This is a genomic window from Bartonella sp. DB5-6 (genome assembly GCF_000278115.1).
Lineage (GTDB): Bacteria > Pseudomonadota > Alphaproteobacteria > Rhizobiales > Rhizobiaceae > Bartonella > Bartonella refiksaydamii.
The window spans coordinates 85,974-108,062 of record NZ_JH725114.1; the positions used below are offsets into that span (position 1 = coordinate 85,974).

The 22,089-nt window shown below is 38.1% G+C and carries 18 protein-coding genes; 9 read left to right on the top strand and 9 right to left on the bottom strand.

Going from position 1 to position 22,089, the window contains the following annotated elements:
* The first annotated feature begins 1 nt into the window (after nt 1).
* Together MCO_RS00360 and MCO_RS00365 are read left to right on the top strand one after the other, a co-directional pair.
* Nucleotides 2-883 (top strand): metal ABC transporter permease, encoded by an 882-nt coding sequence (locus MCO_RS00360; RefSeq protein WP_007551881.1) that lies wholly within the window; start codon nt 2-4, stop codon nt 881-883.
* A 2-nt stretch (nt 884-885) separates the two neighbouring features.
* A complete protein-coding gene (locus MCO_RS00365; RefSeq protein ID WP_007551882.1) occupies nt 886-1,815 on the top strand; it encodes a metal ABC transporter solute-binding protein, Zn/Mn family in 930 nt (309 codons plus the stop codon).
* A 385-nt stretch (nt 1,816-2,200) separates the two neighbouring features.
* Here MCO_RS00365 and MCO_RS10740 read toward each other — a convergent pair whose 3' ends face one another.
* On the bottom strand, nt 2,201-2,374 hold the full coding sequence (locus tag MCO_RS10740; RefSeq protein ID WP_007551883.1) for a hypothetical protein: 174 nt from the start codon (nt 2,372-2,374) through the stop codon (nt 2,201-2,203).
* A gap of 175 nt (nt 2,375-2,549) precedes the next feature.
* On the opposite strand from MCO_RS10740, the gene ugpB reads away from it, so the two are divergent.
* The 4 genes from ugpB (at nt 2,550) to MCO_RS00385 (ending at nt 6,777) form a co-directional block, all read left to right on the top strand.
* On the top strand, nt 2,550-3,875 hold the full coding sequence (ugpB, locus tag MCO_RS00370) for a sn-glycerol-3-phosphate ABC transporter substrate-binding protein UgpB (RefSeq protein WP_007551884.1): 1,326 nt from the start codon (nt 2,550-2,552) through the stop codon (nt 3,873-3,875).
* Between the two features lie 106 nt (nt 3,876-3,981).
* Nucleotides 3,982-4,866, top strand: a complete 885-nt coding sequence (gene ugpA / locus MCO_RS00375) for a sn-glycerol-3-phosphate ABC transporter permease UgpA (protein WP_007551886.1) — start codon at nt 3,982-3,984, stop codon at nt 4,864-4,866.
* Nucleotides 4,867-4,876: 10 nt separating this feature from the next.
* Nucleotides 4,877-5,728 (top strand): sn-glycerol-3-phosphate ABC transporter permease UgpE, encoded by an 852-nt coding sequence (ugpE, locus tag MCO_RS00380; RefSeq protein WP_007551888.1) that lies wholly within the window; start codon nt 4,877-4,879, stop codon nt 5,726-5,728.
* A 2-nt stretch (nt 5,729-5,730) separates the two neighbouring features.
* A complete protein-coding gene (locus MCO_RS00385; RefSeq protein WP_007551890.1) occupies nt 5,731-6,777 on the top strand; it encodes a sn-glycerol-3-phosphate import ATP-binding protein UgpC in 1,047 nt (348 codons plus the stop codon).
* A gap of 126 nt (nt 6,778-6,903) precedes the next feature.
* Here the strand turns inward: MCO_RS00385 and MCO_RS00390 are convergent, their stop codons facing one another.
* The 6 genes from MCO_RS00390 to MCO_RS00415 all read right to left on the bottom strand — a co-directional run bounded on the left by MCO_RS00390 (nt 6,904) and on the right by MCO_RS00415 (nt 16,632).
* On the bottom strand, nt 6,904-7,626 hold the full coding sequence (locus MCO_RS00390) for a glycerophosphodiester phosphodiesterase (protein ID WP_007551891.1): 723 nt from the start codon (nt 7,624-7,626) through the stop codon (nt 6,904-6,906).
* A 179-nt stretch (nt 7,627-7,805) separates the two neighbouring features.
* Nucleotides 7,806-9,362, bottom strand: coding sequence for a glutamine-hydrolyzing GMP synthase (gene guaA / locus MCO_RS00395; RefSeq protein ID WP_007551892.1), 1,557 nt, complete (start codon nt 9,360-9,362; stop codon nt 7,806-7,808).
* A gap of 131 nt (nt 9,363-9,493) precedes the next feature.
* On the bottom strand, nt 9,494-10,780 hold the full coding sequence (locus MCO_RS00400) for an RsmB/NOP family class I SAM-dependent RNA methyltransferase (protein WP_007551893.1): 1,287 nt from the start codon (nt 10,778-10,780) through the stop codon (nt 9,494-9,496).
* Between the two features lie 833 nt (nt 10,781-11,613).
* Complete coding sequence (gene guaB / locus MCO_RS00405; protein ID WP_007551894.1) at nt 11,614-13,113, bottom strand: IMP dehydrogenase; 1,500 nt, start codon at nt 13,111-13,113, stop codon at nt 11,614-11,616.
* 145 nt (nt 13,114-13,258) lie between these two features.
* A complete protein-coding gene (locus MCO_RS00410) occupies nt 13,259-14,830 on the bottom strand; it encodes a phospholipase D family protein (protein ID WP_040298511.1) in 1,572 nt (523 codons plus the stop codon).
* 428 nt (nt 14,831-15,258) lie between these two features.
* On the bottom strand, nt 15,259-16,632 hold the full coding sequence (locus tag MCO_RS00415) for a sigma-54 dependent transcriptional regulator (RefSeq protein ID WP_007551900.1): 1,374 nt from the start codon (nt 16,630-16,632) through the stop codon (nt 15,259-15,261).
* Nucleotides 16,633-16,882: 250 nt separating this feature from the next.
* On the opposite strand from MCO_RS00415, the gene MCO_RS00420 reads away from it, so the two are divergent.
* Entirely contained in the window at nt 16,883-17,242 is a 360-nt protein-coding gene (locus tag MCO_RS00420; RefSeq protein ID WP_007551902.1) for a hypothetical protein, read from the top strand.
* A gap of 269 nt (nt 17,243-17,511) precedes the next feature.
* Here MCO_RS00420 and MCO_RS00425 read toward each other — a convergent pair whose 3' ends face one another.
* Together MCO_RS00425 and galU are read right to left on the bottom strand one after the other, a co-directional pair.
* Nucleotides 17,512-18,504, bottom strand: coding sequence for an SIS domain-containing protein (locus MCO_RS00425; protein ID WP_007551904.1), 993 nt, complete (start codon nt 18,502-18,504; stop codon nt 17,512-17,514).
* A gap of 39 nt (nt 18,505-18,543) precedes the next feature.
* Nucleotides 18,544-19,434 carry a UTP--glucose-1-phosphate uridylyltransferase GalU gene (gene galU / locus MCO_RS00430; protein WP_007551905.1) on the bottom strand — a complete coding sequence of 297 codons (891 nt, stop codon included), beginning with the start codon at nt 19,432-19,434 and terminating at the stop codon, nt 18,544-18,546.
* A 278-nt stretch (nt 19,435-19,712) separates the two neighbouring features.
* Between galU and MCO_RS00435 the strand changes: the two genes are divergently transcribed.
* On the top strand, nt 19,713-20,969 hold the full coding sequence (locus tag MCO_RS00435) for a lytic murein transglycosylase (protein WP_007551906.1): 1,257 nt from the start codon (nt 19,713-19,715) through the stop codon (nt 20,967-20,969).
* Between the two features lie 15 nt (nt 20,970-20,984).
* On the top strand, nt 20,985-22,046 hold the full coding sequence (locus tag MCO_RS00440) for an SGNH family hydrolase (RefSeq protein ID WP_007551907.1): 1,062 nt from the start codon (nt 20,985-20,987) through the stop codon (nt 22,044-22,046).
* Nucleotides 22,047-22,089: the final 43 nt, after the last annotated feature.

A 22,089-nucleotide genomic window follows, 5' to 3' on the forward strand; every position in this document is an offset into this window, starting at 1 on the left:
CGTGTACGCATTTTTTCTTGCCCCCTTCGTTGATTTCCATTTTATGCAAAGCGCCCTTATCGGTTCGATTCTCCTGTCCATCAGTGCTTGTCCTATTGGTGTATTTTTGATGCTACGCGGGATGAGTTTAACAGGAGATGCTATATCTCACGCCATTCTTCCTGGTGTTGCTGCTGCTTTTCTGTTTTGTGGTTTTTCTCTCATATCTATGACATTTGGTGGCATCTTAGCTGGCATCGTTGTTGCTTTAGCAACCGCCTTGATTTCACGAAATAGCTTTCAGAAAGAAGATGCATCAATGACAGTCTTTTATCTCATTGCACTTGCAACAGGTGTCATCATTGTTTCACTTAAAAATTCAACGATTGATCTGCTTCATCTCTTATTTGGCTCGGTACTTGCACTTGATACACAGTCCCTTTTACTGATCACGACTATAATGTTAATAACAGTGTGCAGTCTCTGCACTTTTTGGCGTGCACTCGTAGTAGAAAGCTTTGATCCCCTTTTTTTTAAATCTCTCTCTCCATTGAGTAAATATGTTCATGTATCATTGCTTGGACTTGTTGTGCTGAATCTGGTTGGCGGTTTTCAATCACTAGGAACGTTACTTTCTGTCGGCATTATGATGATTCCAGCTATTACAGCCCGTTTTTGGCTTTCACGTCTGGGACCTATCTGCATACTTTCTACCCTTTTGGGAATCATTTCTAGCATATGTGGCCTACTGCTTTCTTTTCACCTGTCACTTCCCTCTGGCCCCGCTATAATCATTGCCGCAGGATTTATTTATCTTTTTTCATGCTTCATAAGTCCACGCGGCTTTATTGTGGCATGGTTTCCCCATCTTTTTTATACGTCCCTCCCCACCTTAAGGAAATAATTGTGCTTAAACTCATTCAACAATTTGTTCTGCTTGGAGCTCTCTCATTACTTGCTTTTTTTTCATTTCCTGCTGCTGCCCATAACCATAATAAACTTAGAGTTGTTGCGAGCTTTTCTATTCTTGCAGATTTAGTAAAAAATGTAGGAGGCGACTATATTTCTATGACTATTTTGGTTGGGTCTAATGCTAATACCCATACTTATGAACCTACCCCTCGTGATGCCCAAGCTCTTAGAAATGCACATATTATTTTCATCAATGGGCTTCATTTAGAAGGCTTTATCGATCGCCTCATCACAGCAAGCGGGACAAAAGCACTTCTTGTTGAAGTTAGTGCAAACATTCCTCCCCTCGAAATTAAAAATAAAGAACATAGCGCTCAACATAAGCACCATAGCGCTATTGATCCACATGCTTGGCAAACTATCCCTAATGTCGAAATTTATATAAAAAATATCGCCACTGCCTTTTGTAAAATCGATCAACAATCCTGTGCAAGCTACAGAAAAAATTCCGAAGCCTATATCCAAAAGCTTAAAGAAGCACAAAAAAAACTTAAATTAAAGATTGCGACCATCCCGAAAGATAAACGTGTTATTATCACATCTCATGACGCCTTTGGTTATTTTGCCCAAGAATATGGTTTTACCATACTTGCACCTCAAAGTGCTTCAACAGAAGCTGAAGCGACTGCAGCAGATGTCGCAAAACTTATCAAACAAATTAAAACGCATAAAGCAGCGGCACTATTTGTTGAAAAAATCTCTAATTCTCATCTCATAAAACAGATCTCAAAAGAAACAGGTTTAAAAATCGGTGGAACACTGTATTCCGACGCATTATCGGACAAAAACGGACCCGCAGCAACTTATCTCGATATGATGGAATACAATGTTAAAACTATCATCGATGCGACAACTAAACACTAAGACAAATCAACAAAACCTATAATAAAGCTACAAAACACTTTTTTATTACTTTTTAATATCATCCTCAATGATTACCAATAAATCTTTTACATACAAAAACTATATTTACGCTTGAACTTATTTTCTCATTTTTCGAATTTTCTAAATGCACATGCACCCTTGAAAAGGTCTTACAATGCTCAAATAGATCAAGGATACTGTTAAGAACGCCAAAATATCTCATTCACTGAAAAACAAAGCTTGTTAGGCAGCACCTAAACATAAACCAAAACATGATTTGTAAGTGCACTCAAAAATTTGAAAGAGAAATAGCCTCTAAATAAATTAAAAAAACACTTTAGTAAGCATTATCATAATTAGAATGCAAACAATTGCTTCAAAATTATCATCTCCCAATTATTACAAAAACCAAAAGCTCTTTTAAAAAAATAAATTTGAATAATGCAATTGCCATAATTGAATGACATTTACTGTTTGTATCCTTGATCTTCCCTTCTGCTTCACTCATTTGAACCATTTCAGTTTTTATCAGCTGCTTACAAAGTAACCCCGTTAACATACGATAACCCTCAAAAAGGAAAAACAGATAAGTCTAAACAAATTTGTTTGACCTTTTCGTGGTTCCTGTTTAAATGGACCAGCATTTTCTAAAATAAAACTGTCATGGCATGTGCATGTATAATACCGTAAATCTAGAGGGAAGCTGTATTCCATCACTTCACAAAGGGAGAGTCATGATTCGTTTTTATCTTTTTATGATAGCATTTACAATTGCTACCAGCGTGTCAGCAGTAAGTTTTGCGCAAACAAAAATTAGCTTTTGGCATTCTATGAGCGGCGAACTAGGAAAACAGACTGAACACCTTATTAATGACTTTAATGCCAGTCAGTCTGATTATAAAGTTATTCCTTCATTTCGTGGTGAATATGAAGAAGGAATGGTTTCTCTCATTTCGGCATTTCGCGGAAAAAAACAACCGGTGCTTGCCCAAATCTATGAAATTGGTACTGGAACTATGATGGCTGCAAAAGGTGCTGTTTATCCCATTTATCAACTTATGGCTGATACAAAACAAGAACTCGATTTTGCTGATTATTTGCCTGCTATCAGTGGTTATTACTCTGATGTTCAGGGACAAATGCTTTCTATGCCATTCAACGCTTCAACACCGATCCTTTATTATAATAAAGATATCTTCAAAAAAGCAGGACTGGATCCAGAACAGCCACCTAAAACATGGAGAGATGTTGAAAAATTCTCCAAAAAAATTCTTGAAACTAAAGCGGCAAGTTGTGGTTTTACAATGGCTTATGCAGCTCAATGGATTGGCATAGAAAATTTTTCAGCATTGCACAATGTTCCTTTTGGGACAAAAGAAAATGGTTTTGGTGGACTTGATACAGAACTCACGTTTAATGGTCCTATGCAAGTACGTATGTGGACTGATCTTAAAAAATGGTATGATCAAGGTATTTTTCGCTATGGCGGTCCTTCTGGTGCATTAGATGCAACACCTATGTTTATGTCACAAAATTGCGCAATCTTTATGCAGTCTTCAGGATCACGAGCAGGTATCATTTCCAAAGCACAATTTAAAGTTGGATTTGGTATGCTACCCTATTATGATGATGTAAACGCAGCACCACAAAATTCAATGATTGGTGGAGCTTCTATTTGGGCTTTAAGAGGTCATACGCCTGAAGAATATGCAGGTGCAGCAGCTTTTCTTAAATTTCTCTCAAAAGCGGAGAATCAAGCTAAGTGGCATCAGATGACAGGTTACCTACCAACTACAAAAGCTGCTTACGAGATGAGCCAGAAACAACATTATTACGAGAAGAATGTCGGCGCAGATATTGCAATTAAACAAATTACTCTTAACCCGCCAACTGTTAACTCAAAGGGTATAAGATTTGGTAATTTACCGCAAATTCGTTCTATTCTTGATCAGGAATTAGAAGCTGTTCTTAGCGGCTCTAAAACACCCAAAAATGGTTTAGATGCAACAGTGGAACGCGGCAATAAACTCTTACGTGAATTTGAAAAAGCTAATCATTAAGGTTTCATGATTATCATGAAAGGCCAAAATCTTAACCAAATAGTTGCGTTTCTTCAATTCTTTTTGTTCATCTTTCTAAAGTCTCTATATTTAAAAAGCCTTACGAATGCAAGAAAAACAGGCATATTTCAAAAACAGTCTACTCTCTTATTGGTTACTTTTGCCTCAACTTATTGTGACTTTTTTATTTTTCCTTTGGCCCGCTGCCCAAGCGATAAAATCATCTTTCGAGCGTGAAGACGCTTTTGGTTTTACGACAACCTTTGTTGGCTTTGAAAATTATGTGACAATTCTTACTGATCCTTTTTATCTGAAATCACTTCTTACAACTACAGTATTTTCTATCTCCGTTACTCTTTCTTCAATGGCGATATCGCTTCTTTTAGCTGCCTGTGTTGATCGAGTCATCCGTGCAAAAAAAGCCTACACAATGCTCTTGCTCTGGCCTTATGCTGTTGCTCCAGTATTGGCGGGTATATTATGGTTATTCATTTTTCATCCAACCATTGGGATTATCCCTTTTCTTTTAGAAAAAATAGGTATTATATGGAATTATCGTATTAATGGCACTCAAGCAATGATCCTCATTGTAATTGCAGCCAGCTGGAAACAAATCTCTTATAATTTTCTCTTTTTTCTTGCAGGACTTCAGTCTGTTCCACGTTCCCAAATAGAGGCAGCAGCAATTGATGGTGCTGGTCCTTTTAAACGGTTTTGGACTGTAGTATTCCCACAGATTTCACCGACGACCTTTTTTCTTTTTATCATGAACATCCATTATGTCATGTTTGATACATTTGGCATTATTGATAACATGACCTCTGGAGGTCCTGCACGTGCAACAAGCACTCTTGTCTACAAAGTGTATGATGATGGCTTTAAAAACCAAATGATTGGTGCATCATCAGCACAATCAACGGTATTAATGTTAATGGTTATTGTCTTAACGTTTATCCAGTTCCGCTGGCTTGAACGTCGCGTACAATATTAGGAAGCGAATTATGGTTGAAAATCGCCCTATTTTGAAATTTTTAACTCATCTCACCCTTATTGTTGGCATTATCATTATTTGCTTTCCAGTTTATGTTGCTATCATTGCATCAACCCATAGTTCAGCGGCATTTAGCTCAGGAACACTGCCTCTTTTACCGGGGAAGCATGCCCTAGAAAACTATAAAACAATCTTTGGTGATGGACTCGTACAGCTTGGTCTACCCAATCTCTGTCCACTCTTAATGAATTCGCTCATTATGGCCCTTGGTATTAGTATTGGAAAAATTATTATTTCACTCTTTTCTGCTTATGCAATTGTCTATATGCGCTTCCCCTTCCGTAAAACTGCTTTTGCCCTCATCTTTGTCACATTGATGCTCCCTGTTGAAGTTCGTATTATTCCAACATATACCGTAGTTGCAAAGTTAGGAATGATAAATACCTATGGTGGAATGATTATTCCACTCATTGCATCCGCAACGGCTACATTTTTATTTCGTCAATTTTTTTTGACTATTCCTGATGAACTTTTAGAAGCTGCGCGTGTTGATGGTGCAGGACCTTTTAAATTCTTTAAAGATATTCTTCTTCCTCTTAGCAAAAGCAATATTGCCGCTTTATTTATCATTATGTTTATTTATGGATGGATACAATATCTCTGGCCTCTTATAGTTACAACCGATCAAAATCATCAAACTATTCTTATTATTTTAAAACAGCTTATCGTAGAATCAATTCAACATGATCCTCAATGGAATATACTCATGGCAGTATCGGTCGTTGCCATGGCCCCACCTGTTCTTGTCGTCATCTTCATGCAACGGCTTTTTATAAAAGGCCTTATTGAAACGGAGAAATAACTGTGGCCATAATCCAGTTATCAAATATAAAAAAACAGTATGACAACAATATTGTTGTCATTGAGGACTTAAACTTGACTGTTGCCGATAAGGAACTTCTTGTCCTTGTTGGTCCTTCAGGATGTGGCAAATCAACACTGTTACGCATCATTGCAGGACTTGAACGAATCACCTCGGGCGAACTCTATATTGATAATGAGCGTATCAATGATTGTGAACCTGCTGATCGTGATATTGCTATGGTTTTTCAAAATTACGCACTTTATCCCCATATGACAGTTCGTGGAAATTTAGAATATGGGCTTAAAAATCGTAAAACACCTAAAGACGAAATAAATAAGCGTATCACACATGCTGCAAAGCTTTTGCAAATAGAGGCATTTCTTGATCGTAAGCCACGACAATTATCGGGAGGACAACGACAGCGTGTTGCAATGGGGCGTGTGATTGTGCGTCAACCACGTGTTTTTCTCTTTGATGAACCACTTTCAAATCTTGATGCGAAACTGCGTGCGCAAATGTGTATTGAGATTAAAACACTCCAGCGTTCATTGGGAACAACAAGCCTCTATGTTACCCATGATCAACTAGAAGCAATGACCCTAGCCGATAGAATAGTTGTCATGAATAAAGGGGCTATCGAGCAAATTGGAACACCAATGGAAATTTACGATATTCCAGCAACAACATTTGTTGCTGATTTTATTGGTTCTCCTCCTATGAACTTTCTTGAGCGCCAAATTCTAGAACAGCACTTAAATCATTCATTGTCTTATAGTAAAGAAACAGAGCTTTTGGCATTCAGACCAGAAGTAATCTTGTTGGGAGAATATCCAGATCAAGGACCTATCTTTCACACACAAATTGAGCTTATCAAACCTGTCGGGACAGGATGCCATATTTTAACGCGCTGGAACGATACCATTTTTACTGTTGAAATAAGAGAGCGCCTTACAAGCGACTATGGTAAAAAACTAAGCTTCACTGTCCCTTATCAGAATTTTCATACTTTTAATAAAACCACAGGAAAACGCACAAGTAACAAGTAACAAGTAACAAGTAAATAAAATAGAGGCTTTAGCCTTATAAACACTATCAGAAACGATTTCTCATTTTCGCCTATCGGTTTCAATTTTTGTAGACTGCATTGTTTCTTATGTATGGTAATAAACTTTTTATCTTTGTGCGCGTAACTGCAAAGCCAAATCGGGTTGATCTGTCGTGATATAATGTACAGGCATATCAAGCCAATGCGATAACCGAGCTCTCCCGTTGATTGTCCATACCCCCACAAAAAAGCCTGCTTCAACCGCAGATTCAATAAAAACCTGTGAAACAATGGAGCCGTTTAAACTTAGATCAGAATACCCTAACCGTTTCCATTCAGAAAAATGATGGGACATATCATCTTCAAAGCTATCAATACATGGCCCAGATGTTATTCCTGCTTCAATAAAGGGATGAAGGCTCGCAGGATCAAAACTGATGGCAGAAACCCGTTTGTCTAAATTTCGGCTTTTTATCAACTCAAGCGCTTTTTGAGATAAAATTGTTTCCCGCTCAACTTCACCACATGTTTTGACTTCAAGATGCAACGCAACATTTGTTGGCTCCAAAAGATCAAGTACTTCTTCTAATAAAGGGGGCGCTTCAGTACTTCCTTTCACACAGAGTTTTTTGCGCGTTTCATTATCAATATCATGAATATATCCTTTTTTCCCAACCAGTTGTTCCAGATGAAAATCGTGGAATACAACTACTTCACCACTTTTCAGAAGATGAACATCACATTCAATTTCATCGACTCCTAATGCAATTGCGTGACGAAATGCCGAAAGTGTATTTTCAGGATAAAGATTTGCTCCACCACGGTGTGCAACAATTTTTTTCTCAGCCATGCAAAATTCCACACTTTTCAATTTTAAACAATATCAGTTCATATAAATCAGATAGTGATTTTTCAAAAAACATACTAAAGTGCAAAACAATTTTTTCAAAATTGTTTTCTCTATCCACTCTCCAGAATATTAATTTTAAGAAATACTCTTTTGTTAAAAGGTTTTATACTTTATTTGAATCATTCCCACTCAATGGTACTAGGAGGCTTTGAAGTTACATCATACACAACACGATTAATACCTCTCACTTCATTAATAATACGTGCTGCCGTTTTGCTTAAAAACTCCATATCATATGGATAAAAATCAGCAGTCATTCCATCTACAGATGTTACCGCACGAAGAGCACAAGCAAATTCGTAAGTGCGCCCGTCGCCCATAACACCAACAGTCTGAACAGGAAGAAGAATAGCAAAAGCCTGCCAAATTTTGTCATAAAGGCCGGCTTTACGAATTTCATCAAGGTAGATAGCATCTGCTTCACGTAAAATTTCTAATTTTTCACGTGTAACTGCGCCTGGACACCGAATTGCAAGACCGGGACCCGGAAAAGGATGACGGCCAATACACTCTTCCGACAATCCTAACTCTCGCCCTAGAGAGCGAACCTCATCCTTAAACAGCTCGCGTAACGGCTCTACAAGCTTCATCTTCATTCGTTCCGGTAACCCCCCTACATTATGATGGCTTTTAATTGTTACCGATTCACCAATAGCCGATACACTCTCAATAACATCCGAATAAAGCGTTCCCTGTGCTAAAAATTCCACACCTCCTATTTTTTTTGTTTCTTCTTCAAAAACTTCTATAAAAAGGCGGCCAATCGTTTTACGTTTTTTCTCTGGATCTATTTCACCTTCTAGAGCGTTGAGAAACATGTTAGCGGCATTAACATGAATAAGCTCTATGTTATAATGATCTCGAAAGAGTGTAAGAATCTCTTCAGCCTCATTCTTACGCATTAACCCATGATCTACAAAAATACATATCAGTTGCTCTCCTATTGCTTCATGGAGAAGTACAGCAACAACTGTTGAATCAACACCACCTGAAAGACCACAGATCACACGGCTTTTCCCAACCTTTTTGCGTATATCAGCAATTACCTGTTCCCGATACGAAGTCATTGACCAATTGCTTTTAAGACCAGAAATTTTATGAACAAAATTTTGTAAAAGCTTTGTACCATCGGGTGTATGAACAACTTCAGGATGAAATTGCACAGCGTAAAAATGCCTTTTTTCATCAGCAATCGCAGCATATGGAGCACCTTTTGATGTTCCTATTACACGAAAACCTTCCGGTAAAGCCGTCACACGATCACCGTGACTCATCCATACTTGATAACAAGATCCTTTTTCCCACACTCCATCAAAAAGTGCATTTTCTTCTTGTATCTCCAAAAAAGCGCGCCCAAATTCACGTTCATGTCCAGCTTCAACCTTTCCACCAAGCTGCACACACATGACTTGTTCACCATAACAAATACCAAGAACTGGAACACCAATTTCAAAAACTTCCATCGGAGCACGTGGCGAATCGCCATCAATAACTGAATAAGGACTACCCGATAAAATAATAGCTTTAGGTCGTATTTGCTTGATACCTTCTAAAGATAATAGACAAGGAACAATTTCACAATAGACACCCATCGTTCGTACCCGCCGTGCGATTAGTTGTGTGACTTGTGAACCAAAATCAATAATAAGAACAGTGTCTGGATGTGATACGCTCATAAAAAAACCAATCAATAATTACAAAAGGAACCAATAAGATTTATGATTTAATCTTTCTCTTTTCACAAGCCTATTCGCTTAAGAAAAAGATTTTTCTCGTAAAATTTAAGATAAAAATGTGAAAATATGTATCAATGTTTTTTTTGCAACACAGACAAAAAGAAGCCATCTGTTTTTGTTGCTGCTGGCGATAAAGTAAGTCCATAATTTGAAAAAATTGGTTGCACAGGCGAACAACTAAAATGTTGCTGCCAGAGTGCACGCATACTTATTGGATAAAAATTGGAATGCTGTTGAAGAAAACGGAAAATTTGTTCCTCATTCTCATCCACAAAAAGAGAGCATGTAATATAGACTAAACGCCCATTTGGCTTAAGATAATCTATAGCCTCATTCAAAATAACCTTCTGTTCTGTTTGGCGTTGTCTTACCTGTTCTAACGTCAAGCGCCACTTCGTGTCTGGCCTCCGCCTCCATGTTCCTGTACCACTACATGGCGCATCTAGCAGCACAATATCCATCTGACCGACTAACGGCTTTAATTCTTCTACATTCCCACGTGCCTGCACATTACGAACACCAGCACGTCGAAGACGATCAAAAATAGGAGCTAAGCGGGCTTTGTTTGAATCATAAGCATAAATTTGCCCCTGATTCTCCATACTGGAAGCTAAGGCTAATGTTTTTCCACCAGCTCCAGCACAATAATCCAGCACCTGCATACCTGCCTTTGCTTCTACAAGATAAGCAACAATCTGAGAGCCCAAGTCCTGTATTTCAAAGTGCCCCCTTTGAAAAGCTGGTTCTATCTGAACATTGGGATGACGTCCAAACTTTTCAATAGGTGCAATCCTTAAGGCTTGCCGAAACCATAACAACGGTTGAGCTTTGGTGTTTGCTAATTCCTTGAATAACTTTTCTGATGTTGTCTTCAAGCTATTCACGCGTAAATCTAAAGAAGGACGTGTTGCTAATGCAGCAGCTTCAATGACCCAATTATCGGAAAATAAAGGAAGAAGATGCGCTTGACACCATTGAGGAATATCACCACGAATATAGTCTGGTGCATCAATTAATTGTTGTTTTTGCCACGATTGGCGCTGTTTAGAACCTAATAGCTGTGGTGCAAATCGATCTCCTTCTAATTCACTATCAACTTGTTCAATCGTCATTTTTCCAGCGTCTAATAAGGTGCCGAAAACGATATTCCTCATGTCATCACTCTCCATACGCCATTGTAAAGAATAGCGTCGTCTTAAAACATCATAAACAATTGTACCAATTGCAGCTCGGTCGCCTGCTCCAGCAAAGCGATGAGAAAGTCCCCAATCTTTTAAAGCTTCACCTACTGGGCGATGCCGAGTTTCTATATCTTTTAGAATATCTATTGCCGCATACAAACGCCCACCTAAGCGCATTTATTTCTCCCATTTTATTTTTTACAAAACTCTATATAATTTAAGAAAAAACCAATTCATCTTTCTTAAGACCAACAGGATTTTCTCCAGCCCATGCAAGATTTACATTGGAAGCAGATTCTGATCACGTTTTTTATAGCATCCAAACTTTTCTTCTCATGTGCTCCTCATGCACATTTTTTAACTTTCTAAAATAAATGGAATCCTTTTTGTATCTACAAAACAAGTGGTTAGCCCTAAGGTACCTCTTCCAGTTATACATATTTAAAAACCACCAAACTTTTAATTACTACATAAAATAAAAATTTGATAACCTTATATAACAGCACATAACATCAAGTATCTATTATCTTGAAAATGCTCTCTTTCTGAAAAGATAGAAAAAACAGCTCTACTAAGACCATGCAAATGCATCTTATTACCGATAAAACATTAACTTTAAAAAAAACGCTTGGAACCACTATTTGGCATGACCGTTTTTACTGTACTGGCTTGAGGCCAGATAATTTAAAAGGAGAAAATAATGAATACTTACAATAATGGAAAAACAACTTCATCTAAAAGCCGTCACAATACAATACCCTCAAACAATGGAAAGAAATCCGTCCAAAGTGATCAGGTTAACACTCGCCAACGCGCGTCAAAGTCGGTACGGAAAACTACAAAAAGTTAATTCCCTTAATTTTATATAAACTACAGAAAGAATTGGGACACCAACCCCCAATTCTTTCCTTTTTGGGATCATCATACCACATCACAAAGAGAAAAAATGGTAAACTCTTTCTCTCAAAAGATCTTTATACCATGTAATATGGCTCTAAGACCTTAATAAATCAAACTGGACCTCTGTAATTTGGACTTTCCCGTGTGATAGCAACATCATGTGTATGACTTTCATGGAGTCCGGCATTGGTAATACGAACAAACGTTGCTTTTTCACGAAACTCCGCTAGGTTCTTTGCCCCAACATACCCCATCGAAGCACGCAACCCACCAGCAAGCTGATGTAGAACCGATGCTATAGAGCCTTTATAAGCAACTTGACCCTCCACACCTTCGGGAACCAATTTAAGTTCATCACGCACTTCATCCTGAAAATAACGATCTGCCGATCCTCTCGCCATAGCACCAACTGATCCCATACCGCGATAGGCTTTAAAAGACCGTCCTTGATAAAGATAAACTTCACCAGGACTTTCTTCTGTACCGGCTAAGAGAGATCCGATCATAGCAGCGCAAGCCCCACCTGCTAAAGCTTTAGCAAAATCACCCGAAGCTTTAATCCCACCATCCGCAATGATAGGAATACCCGCTTTTTCAGCAACTTCTGCAGCATTCATAATGGCAGCAAGCTGAGGCACACCAACACCTGCAACAATTCGTGTTGTGCAAATAGAACCAGGACCAATACCAACCTTTACCGCATCTGCACCACGATCAATTAACGCCTGTGTTGCTTGAGAAGTCGCTACATTACCAGCAATAACAGCTGTAGAGGGCGCCATTTTTTTAATACGCTCAACGGTTTCTAGTACACGTTGAGAATGCCCATGTGCTGTATCAATCACTAGTACATCAACACCAGCATCAATAAGTCGTTCAGCCCGCTCAATTCCATCATTCCCCACACTACTAGCAGCTGCAACACGCAAACGACCTTGGGAATCTTTGGCAGCATTTGGATTTAATTGTGCTTTTTCAATATCCTTAACTGTTATCAAGCCGACACAGCGATTTTGTTCATCTACAACCAATAATTTTTCAATACGGTGATGATGTAAAAGATACTTTGCTTCACTGAGTTGAACATTTTCACGCACTGTGATCAAATTTTCATGCGTCATTAATTCATAAATTTTTTGTTTTGGATCCGATGCAAAACGCACATCCCTATTCGTCAAAATACCAACAAGACGCCCAGCAGTCCTATCTTTAGTGCCAATTTCAACAACAGGAATACCCGAAATGCCATGAGAACGCATCAAGGCTTTTGCTTCTTCAAGTGTTGCATCTGGCCCAATTGTTACTGGATTAACAACCATACCAGATTCAAATTTTTTTACCTGATGCACTTCTTCAGCCTGCTCTGCAGGAGACATATTACGATGGATAACACCAAGACCACCCGCTTGAGCCATAGCAATTGCCAAACGCGATTCTGTCACAGTATCCATTGCCGCAGAAAGCAATGGTAAATTCAGCTCAATATCAGCTGCAATACGCGTCTTAAGATCTACTTGGCTGGGCATGACAAGAGAATGACTAGGCTGTAAAAGCACGTCATCAAAAGTCAGTGCCAATGCACCTGTCCCTGTTTCAACAATCTTTGCCATAGCCAACTTCCTTTTATAACAAAACACCGCAAGGTGTTTTTAAAATACAACTGCGGTTCTCATACGTCGCGGATTGGCAGAAAACTATGCCATGCTACGAGAAAAATGAAAAGAAAAATAATTTTCCGATTATAGTTTATAAAATCTACAATTGTGATTCAATGGGTAACCAACTTATTATTTTGGCAAACGCACGACGCCCCAAATTGCTTTCTGGTTCATAATTAACACTTTGCTGTTTTTCGTTTTCAATAAAATCCCAATAAATGTGGTTATTATCACCAAGACGGAGGTGATAACTCATCTCACCCGTTGTTTCTTCCGAAAAAAGCAAATCCAATCTCGCTGTAATCGGTGCACATTCAAAAAGAATACCCATTTCTGTATTCAACGCAGCTGATCTAGGATCAAAATTTAAAGAGCCAATAAAAGCGGTTTTACGATCAACTAAAAAAGCTTTAGTATGTAAGCTTGCTCTACTTGACCGAAACAATCGCAATCCATGAGTATTTCCATTCGGTTTTAACTCATAAAGCTTAACACCACTTTTTAATAATGCTTTACGATACGGCATATAACCACCATGCACCAGTGCTACATCAGTCGCTGCTAAAGAATTTGTAAGAATTTTGACATCAACACCTTTTGAAACCAAATTACCAAAACTCTGCGTACCGACCTTACCAGGAACAAAATATGGTGATGTAATCTGAACCGTTTTTTTAGCACCCCCAATAACCTCTGAGAGTACCTTCATAAGCCAATTTCCTGCTTTTTTGCGCAATGCTTTTTCCGGAGGATCAGAAAGAACTATAACTTTATCTGCTAAAAATAATTTCTTCCCTGTCTGAATAAAACAGTCAAAATTAATACGTTCCTTGACATAATCTAAATAAACTTTTGCAACCTTGGAATCACGGAACTTTCGTAATTTGTCTTTCCAATAACCAAGATCATTTGCACTTTTAGGAACAACCAAAGTGTGAATTGGTAAAACTACAGCGCTATTCCAAAAGTCATCAAAAATTGTTTCTACTTTTTTAACCGAGGGACCGATTAACATCAGATCTAAATCTCGAAAATGCGATTCTTCACCAGCGTCAAAATAAGAATCTGCAAGATTACGCCCTCCTACAAAAGCCATTCGGCCATCCACAATAAAAGCTTTATTGTGCATTCTGCGTGTTATAGTAACTGCCCGCAATATAATCTCTAAACCACGACGTAAACCACCCTTACGCGATCGCCCTGGGTTGAATATTCTCACCTCAATATGAGGATGTTTATCCAGCGCAATGTAAGCTGGGTCACGTGCTTGAGCGTTAATATCATCTAAAAGAAGGCGCACCCGCACACCACGCTCAGCTGCCTCCACTATTTCACTTAATAATAGACGACCTGTTAAATCATCATCCCAAATATAATACATCAAATCAAGACTACGCCCCGCCTGTGCTGCTCCTATCACACGAACACAAAATGCATCTAAATTGTTGATGATAAGTGAAAGAGCGTCTTTATCAATCCCTAACCCATCTGTTTTCTCTGCCAATTGGCTTACTATACGATCAAACTTGGTTTCATCTTTCTTAACATTTAACGCGTAAGAACACGCCCCCCTAGCACTTTTCATAAAACGCCCATAAGTGTAAATCGCCAACATAGACGCAACAAAAAAGAATATAATAAAACCGATCACAATCTGTAACAAAGTCAAAGAGAATAAACTTTCTATTTTCAAGCCACTGCACTACCATCGATACAAAGCACATAAAATCAATGATCCTATCTGAATCATCCAATAGTAGAATGTCACCTCTTGCTTAAGAGAATATAAATCTGATATCAATGATGCTAGAATTTTAGTTCCAACACCAAAGCATAAAACTTATCTTTCATCTTAAATGAAAGTAAAATTAGCTAAAGCTGTAAAGACTGAACAAAGAAAAGAAATTTGAAAATGATTCCGTCAAACAAAATCAATACTTAATTGCGTTTTCAAAATTATTCTCAATACCTGAGCTCCACAATAAATAACATTTTTTTAAAAGCCAGACACCCTCCTCTGTCTTTACCAAAAATACGACATTTTTTCTGAAAATCACTTTTTACGAATGGAGATTTATCGTGATTTTACTTCTATTTTTAGCTTTTCATTACTCTCAATTCCTCTATTTTTCGATAAAGTGTAGAGCGCCCGATATGAAGACGGCGAGCAGTCTCACTCATATGTCCCTTATAATGTTTAAGCGCTTGCTCAATAATATCATGTTCCATTTCTGCAAAAGTGCGAACATGCCCATCAGCATTTAAAAATTGTATCGTTTCTTGTTCATGATCTTCTTGAACATCACTCTCAATGATATTTGGAACACTCATTAATGAGCTTCCCATTAATTGGGGAAAGTCCCGCACAGTTAACAAGGGCCCCTCGCTGAGTAAAATTGCGCGAAATAGAAAATTCTCAAGTTCACCCCGATTACCAGGCCAATCATACTGCATAAGCAATGAAAGAGCCGACCCTGCTAAACCATGTACATGCGAGCGCCCTGTTTCCGCAATAATGCGGTCAATTAAACGTTGCGTAAGCTCTGGAAAATCATCCCTCAATTCCCGCAAAGCAGGAACACTAATTGATAATTGGGAAAGCTGTTCAAACAAACTGCGCGAAAAATAACCTTCTCTAACCAGATCTGAAAGTCGCGACGCTGAAATAGCCATGATACGAAAGAGGGGAGGATTGTTTTTTGTTACCTTTGCCCTCTCCTGAAGATAACCTGCAAAACGCTTTTGTTGTATGGGTTCGAGCCGATCAACATCACAAAGGCAAAGTGTCCCCTTTTTAAGAGTAGAAACCAGCGGGAGAAATTTCTTAAACCAGTGGCGATTTTCTTCCTCTGGATCAATGATAGCTGAACATTGGAAGCGAATAAAAGCCCCATCCGATAACAAACCCTCATGATGAATAATGCGAGCTAATGTTTCGCGACCAGTTCCAACTTCACCTTCTATCAAAAGATTCTGTAAAGAAGCCGCTGCTTTTCTCGATTGTTCCAAAACTATCTGCATTGCTCTACTTTTTATGCAGAGATCAGAAAATTGCAAATGATTCTCATTTTTTCGCCGAATATAACGAACCTCACGCTCCAATGCAGAAATAAGAGAAAGAGTATCCAAAGTGACTCTCAACCGTAGTGGTGTAACTGGATGAATCCAATAATCAATAGCTCCAGCTGTTAAAGCTTTCTGGAGTAAATCTTGATTCTCTTGTGGTGCTATCACAACAAGAGGAACAGAAACACCAGTAACTCTAATCATTTTAATCAGATCGCCCACACTCAAATCACTCATGACTACATCAAGGAGTGCAAGCACAATATTTTTACGTCTGTGTAAAAGATCAATCGTACGGAGACCATTTTCTGCTTCAATGACACGGTAACCAAAACCTCGGAGCATAGCAGAAAGCTCTATACGTCTTCCATAATCTTCACTCGCAACAAGAATGGGACCAACCATAATTTCAACAATCTCCTTTGAGACGACTAAGCGGTTTAATGTAAAAATTGTTGTAAGCCATCAAAATATTTCGTCTCTTGTATTTCATCTAAAAATTTTATCAAGCTGCTAATTAAATACAACATTAAGGCATTTTTTTCCATTTTTTTGCTTTTTCATTGATTTTCATCAAATTTTTCATATTGACTCATGGGGTAATTTAACAATGTTATAAAAGCTAGAGAGTAATAATATAAATAGAGTGAAACAAATGAAACATACTTACCGTATTTTATGCCTTACAATCATCGCTTTAGTATTAAGTGCCTGTGGATTTTCTCAATATTATAGCCAAAATATACCGGCTGGAATTGATGGTAAGTGGGTTGATGAAAATGGTATCATTTCTTCTTTCCATGAAGGTATTTTTGAAACACGCGCAGCAGATACAGAAGAAAAACTATCAGAAGGTACATATAATTATGTCAATGCCCAACATATAGAAATTGAAATACGCTCCATTCTCCGTGGGACAATATCTCGGGTAAGTTGTATAATGTCACGTGAGGCAACACAGCTTTTCTGCACATCACATACAGGATCACAATTTTCTCTTAATAGAAAATTTTAAATGAAAGCTACAGATTCTATTAGAAATATGGTGAGCATGTATATAACAGGAGGCAATAATTTTTCCTCCTGAGAGGAATCTTCTCCAAAATACGCAAAACATTGATATAGTCCTCTGCAAGCAGAATTTTCTACCACCATGGAATGTGTAAAATAACCATCCTTTCTAGGAAACACCAATAAAACTTCTGCGCAACAAAATTTTGTCTTTGTTATTGTTTAACCTATTTTACTCTAAAATAAAGCTTTATCTGATATGGGCCATTTAATTTACGCAGCACCAATGCGCAAAAGATCATGAAAGTGAACAATTCCTACCGGTTTTTTATTCTCAACCACGAAAAAAGCACCGATATGGTGCTCATTAATAAAAGCCGTTGCAGCTCCAACGAGTGTATTTGGTTCCACAGTTTTAGGATTTTTCGTCATTACCTCATCAACATTAAATTTTGATAAGTTAAAGTGAATGTTGCGTGCAAGGTCACCATCGGTCACAATCCCAATTAATTCACCTTTTTGATTGACAACGCCAACACAGCCAAAATGTTTTTCAACCAAAATATTCATCGCTTCAGTCATAGTTGCCCCCTGCACAACCAAAGGAAGACGATTACCCTCATGCATAATATCACGCACATATTTCAAGCTTGCACCAAGAGAACCGCCAGGATGATAAATTTTGAAATCCGTTGCTGTAAAGCCACGCATTTCTAAAAGAGCAACAGCTAATGCATCTCCTATCGCCAATTGCATAACAGTTGAAGTTGTAGGAGCAAGCCCGTGGGGACAAGCTTCTTCTATCTTTGGCAACAAAAGTACGATATCAGCCTGTCGCCCTAATACAGAGCTCTCACCCGAGGTTATGGCAATAAGCGGTGTGCGAAAACGCGCAGCATGATTGATAATGCCACTTAATTCCAAAGTTTCACCTGACCATGACAAGGCAAGAATAACATCATCAGAGCCAATCATACCAAGATCACCATGATTGGCTTCCGCAGCGTGAACAAAAAAGGCAGGTGTCCCTGTCGAAGCCAAGGTTGCCGCAATTTTTGTACCTATATGACCACTCTTACCGAGTCCCGTGATCACCACGTGACCATTAGCATTTCTAATGGTTTGAACAGCGGCTTCAAAAGAGGAAGAAAGACTTCCAAGAAGAGCTGTTTCAAGGGCTTCAAGACCTTGTTTTTCACTCGCAAGCGTTTTAAGCGCCGATGTAATGGCGCCCTGCAAAACTATATGAGAAGACTGTATTATCATAATCAAGTTTGATAGATGAAATGAAACGAGAGATCTATATCATTTTTCAATTTTAATAGTTTCTAATAAATTTTTTAATGAAGCAGAAACTTGGCTATGCATATCGGCACGCGCTAAAGAAAATGCAACGTTGGCTTCAATAAAACCAGCTTTAGAACCACAATCAAAAGTGAGACCCTCTAACTTGAAACCGAAAAAATCCTGTTCCTTTGAAAGCCGTACCATCGCATCTGTCAATTGAATTTCATTTCCTGCTCCTCGTTCTTGATTTGAGAGAATATTAAAAATTTCTGGTTGCAAAATATAACGTCCATTAATGTACAGATTTGATGGTGCTGTTCCTTTTGTTGGTTTTTCTACCATCTTTGTGATTTTAAAACCGTGCGCAATCTGCTTTCCTTGTCCAACAATACCATATTTATGGACTTCTTCAGGATCGCACTCCTGAACTGCGATAATATTTCCTCCACCAGTTTCCTCATAAAGATTGATCATCTCAGAAAGGCACCTCTTTTTAGATTGTATAAGCATATCCGGTAGTAACAAAGCAAAAGGCTCATCACCAACTAATTCACGCGCACACCAAAGGGCATGCCCTAGCCCCAAAGGCTGTTGTTGCCTCGTAAAAGAAGTTGACCCTAGTGGAGGCTGTAAACTATGTAAATGTTCAAGTTCTTCTATTTTACCGCGTTCAGCAAGAGTTGTATATAACTCAACTTGCGCATCAAAATAATCCTCAATGACTGCTTTATTGCGTCCAGTAACAAAAATAAAATGTTCAATACCAGCTTCACGCGCCTCATCAACAACATATTGAATAATGGGCTTATCAACAACAGTCAACATTTCTTTAGGAATTGTTTTTGTTGCAGGAAGAAAACGTGTACCAAGACCAGCAACAGGAAATACTGCTTTCCGGATTTTACGCACTCTTACCCTCCTGCTTCTTCTCATGAATCGTATAAATTTCTAATTTCATTTAACATATGTTTTTACTAAATGGTAAAAAAGATATATTATTGTTTTAATTGCCATTATAACGGACAAAAAAAGATGTAAGAGCATGATGCGTTATTGAGAATATTCCTTCAAAACAAATAATCTGTTTCAACCTTTACTTATGCGCTTGATAACATCATCAATAAAACCAAATACAAAAATGAAGTCCTTGCGCACCAAAAGACTTGAATATTGAAGGAGGGTAAAAAATGCAAAAAACAAAATCAAAAACTTTCTCTTCTTTAGAGAAATCAATAAGTCGGAAAACTTTTATCATAGGCTTCGCCGTTCTTTCCTTTGCTTTTTTAATGTTTTTTGCATCATTTTTACATGCTGATAGTGGTTTTAAATACTGGATTAAAGAGTTTAAAAAAACAGCTCTTGCCAACAACATTTCACCCTCTACGTTTGATATGGCTTTTAAAACTGTTAACGCAATTGATCCAAAAGTTTTAGAAAGAGCTGCATACCAGCCAGAATTTGTCGATCCTTCATGGAACTATTTCGACAATCGTGTTCATGATATTGCAATTATAGAAGGACAGCGCCAAGCCAAAAAATGGAAAAAGTGGCTTCTTCAAATTGAAAAACGTTTTGGTGTTGATCATAATATTCTCTTGGCTATTTGGTCAATGGAAAGCAATTATGGAACAATTTTAGAAAATAAAAGCGTGATGCGTGATATCATTCGCTCACTTGCAACCCTAGCCTACACTGATAAAAAACGTGCAAAATACGCGCATGCGCAACTAATTGCAGCTATGAAAATTCTCCAAAGTGGTGAAATTACACGTGCGCAACTTACTGGCTCTTGGGCTGGGGCAATGGGACATACGCAATTTATTCCAAGCAGTTATCTCACCTATGCCATTGACATAGATGGAGATGGACGGCGTGATATTTGGACCTCTGTTCCAGATGCTCTCGCTACTGCTGCTAATCTTCTCCATATGAATGGTTGGCAATCTAACCTTCTTTGGGGAGTAGAAGTTAAATTGCCACAAGGAAAAAATCTTCCCGAGAATTGGTGTTCCTTTGAGAAGTGGGCAAAACTAGGTGTAAAGCACGCGAATGGGCATCCTCTTCCTGCATCATCTGAACAAGCAATATTGAAATACCCAGATGGACCAAAAGGTCCTATATTCTTAGTAACAAAAAATTTCTTTGTTCTTAAACGTTATAATAATGCAGATCGCTATGCTTTCGCTGTCGCTCTTCTTGCTAACCGCATTGCCGGACAGCCTAGCTTGGTTCAAGATTGGCAACGACCATTCCAGCCTCTTACTTTCCATGAGCGTAAAGAGCTGCAATCTCGTTTAACTGCACTTGGCTATTATAAAGGAAAAGTTGATGGCAAAATCGGTACAGCCTCTCGAAAAGCACTCAAAGCTTTTCAGCTGCGTCATGGCTTAAAGCCAAATGGATATCCAACCCCTGCTGTTCTTTCTATCCTGCGTAAACAATAATCCGGAGTAAAGTGTTTGTCCCATCTCCGCCCGATATACTGGATTTTTCTGCTTTTCTTTCTCTTTACCGTGAATGTCATACAACCATCTCCAAGTAAAGCAACAAACTTCTTTAAATGGTTGTTGCAACATAACAAACAAGAGCAACAACCACCACAAACTATAGAACAAAAAATATATAAACCACTAAAAAAAATTGTATTACAAAAACCCGCACAAAAGCGAAAAGAAGAAAATGCAAAACGTGTTCTCGTCATAGGGGACTTTGTCGCTTCTGCTGTTGCCGATGCACTCAAAAAGCTTTTTACTGATAATCGCTATATTATCATTATAAATAATACAATGCCAGCTTCTGGCTTAATCCAAACAAATCAGATTTCTTGGAAAAACAATATTTCTAAACTCATTAATAAAAACAAACCCGACGCTATTATTATGGTGATAGGTGCAAATGATAATCAACCAATCAAAACGCCTCACGGCATATTCAGTACGATTCAGCCCGAATGGCTAAACATATACAAACAAAGAATTACCGAAATTGCTGAAATCCTTCATACTTCGGGAAAACCATGGATATGGATGGGGCAACCTGCTTTTGGAAATGATAATTTAACACAAAAAATGAAATTTTTTAATGAGCTCTACAAACAAGCAACAGAAATAGCAGGAGGATATTTTGTCGATGTCTGGAGGGAATTTATTAATGAACAAGGTCAATTTTCTTTTTTAGGCTACGATACAAATGGAAAAATCATTAAATTACGTACTCGTGATGGTATCAATTTTACCTCTGAAGGAAAGAGGATACTCGCTTCTTATTTAGAAAAAAAATTAGAGAACATTTTAAATTTTCAAACATTCTCCCGTGAAAATTCACTTTTGATCAATAGCAACACTCCAAAGTTTACCCAAGAATCACAGAATATTGAACGCCAATCCCCTATGACTCTCGATGGCATGACGCAACAAAATACCGGCTTACTAGACAAAATAGATCAAAGTTTCATAAAGAAATCATGGTTTTTGCCAAATGGTCATCAAAAAGACCGAGCTGATAATTTTTCTTTCCCATGATGCCTGTTAAAAACAGAAAAACTTAATTTTCTTCACAAATAAA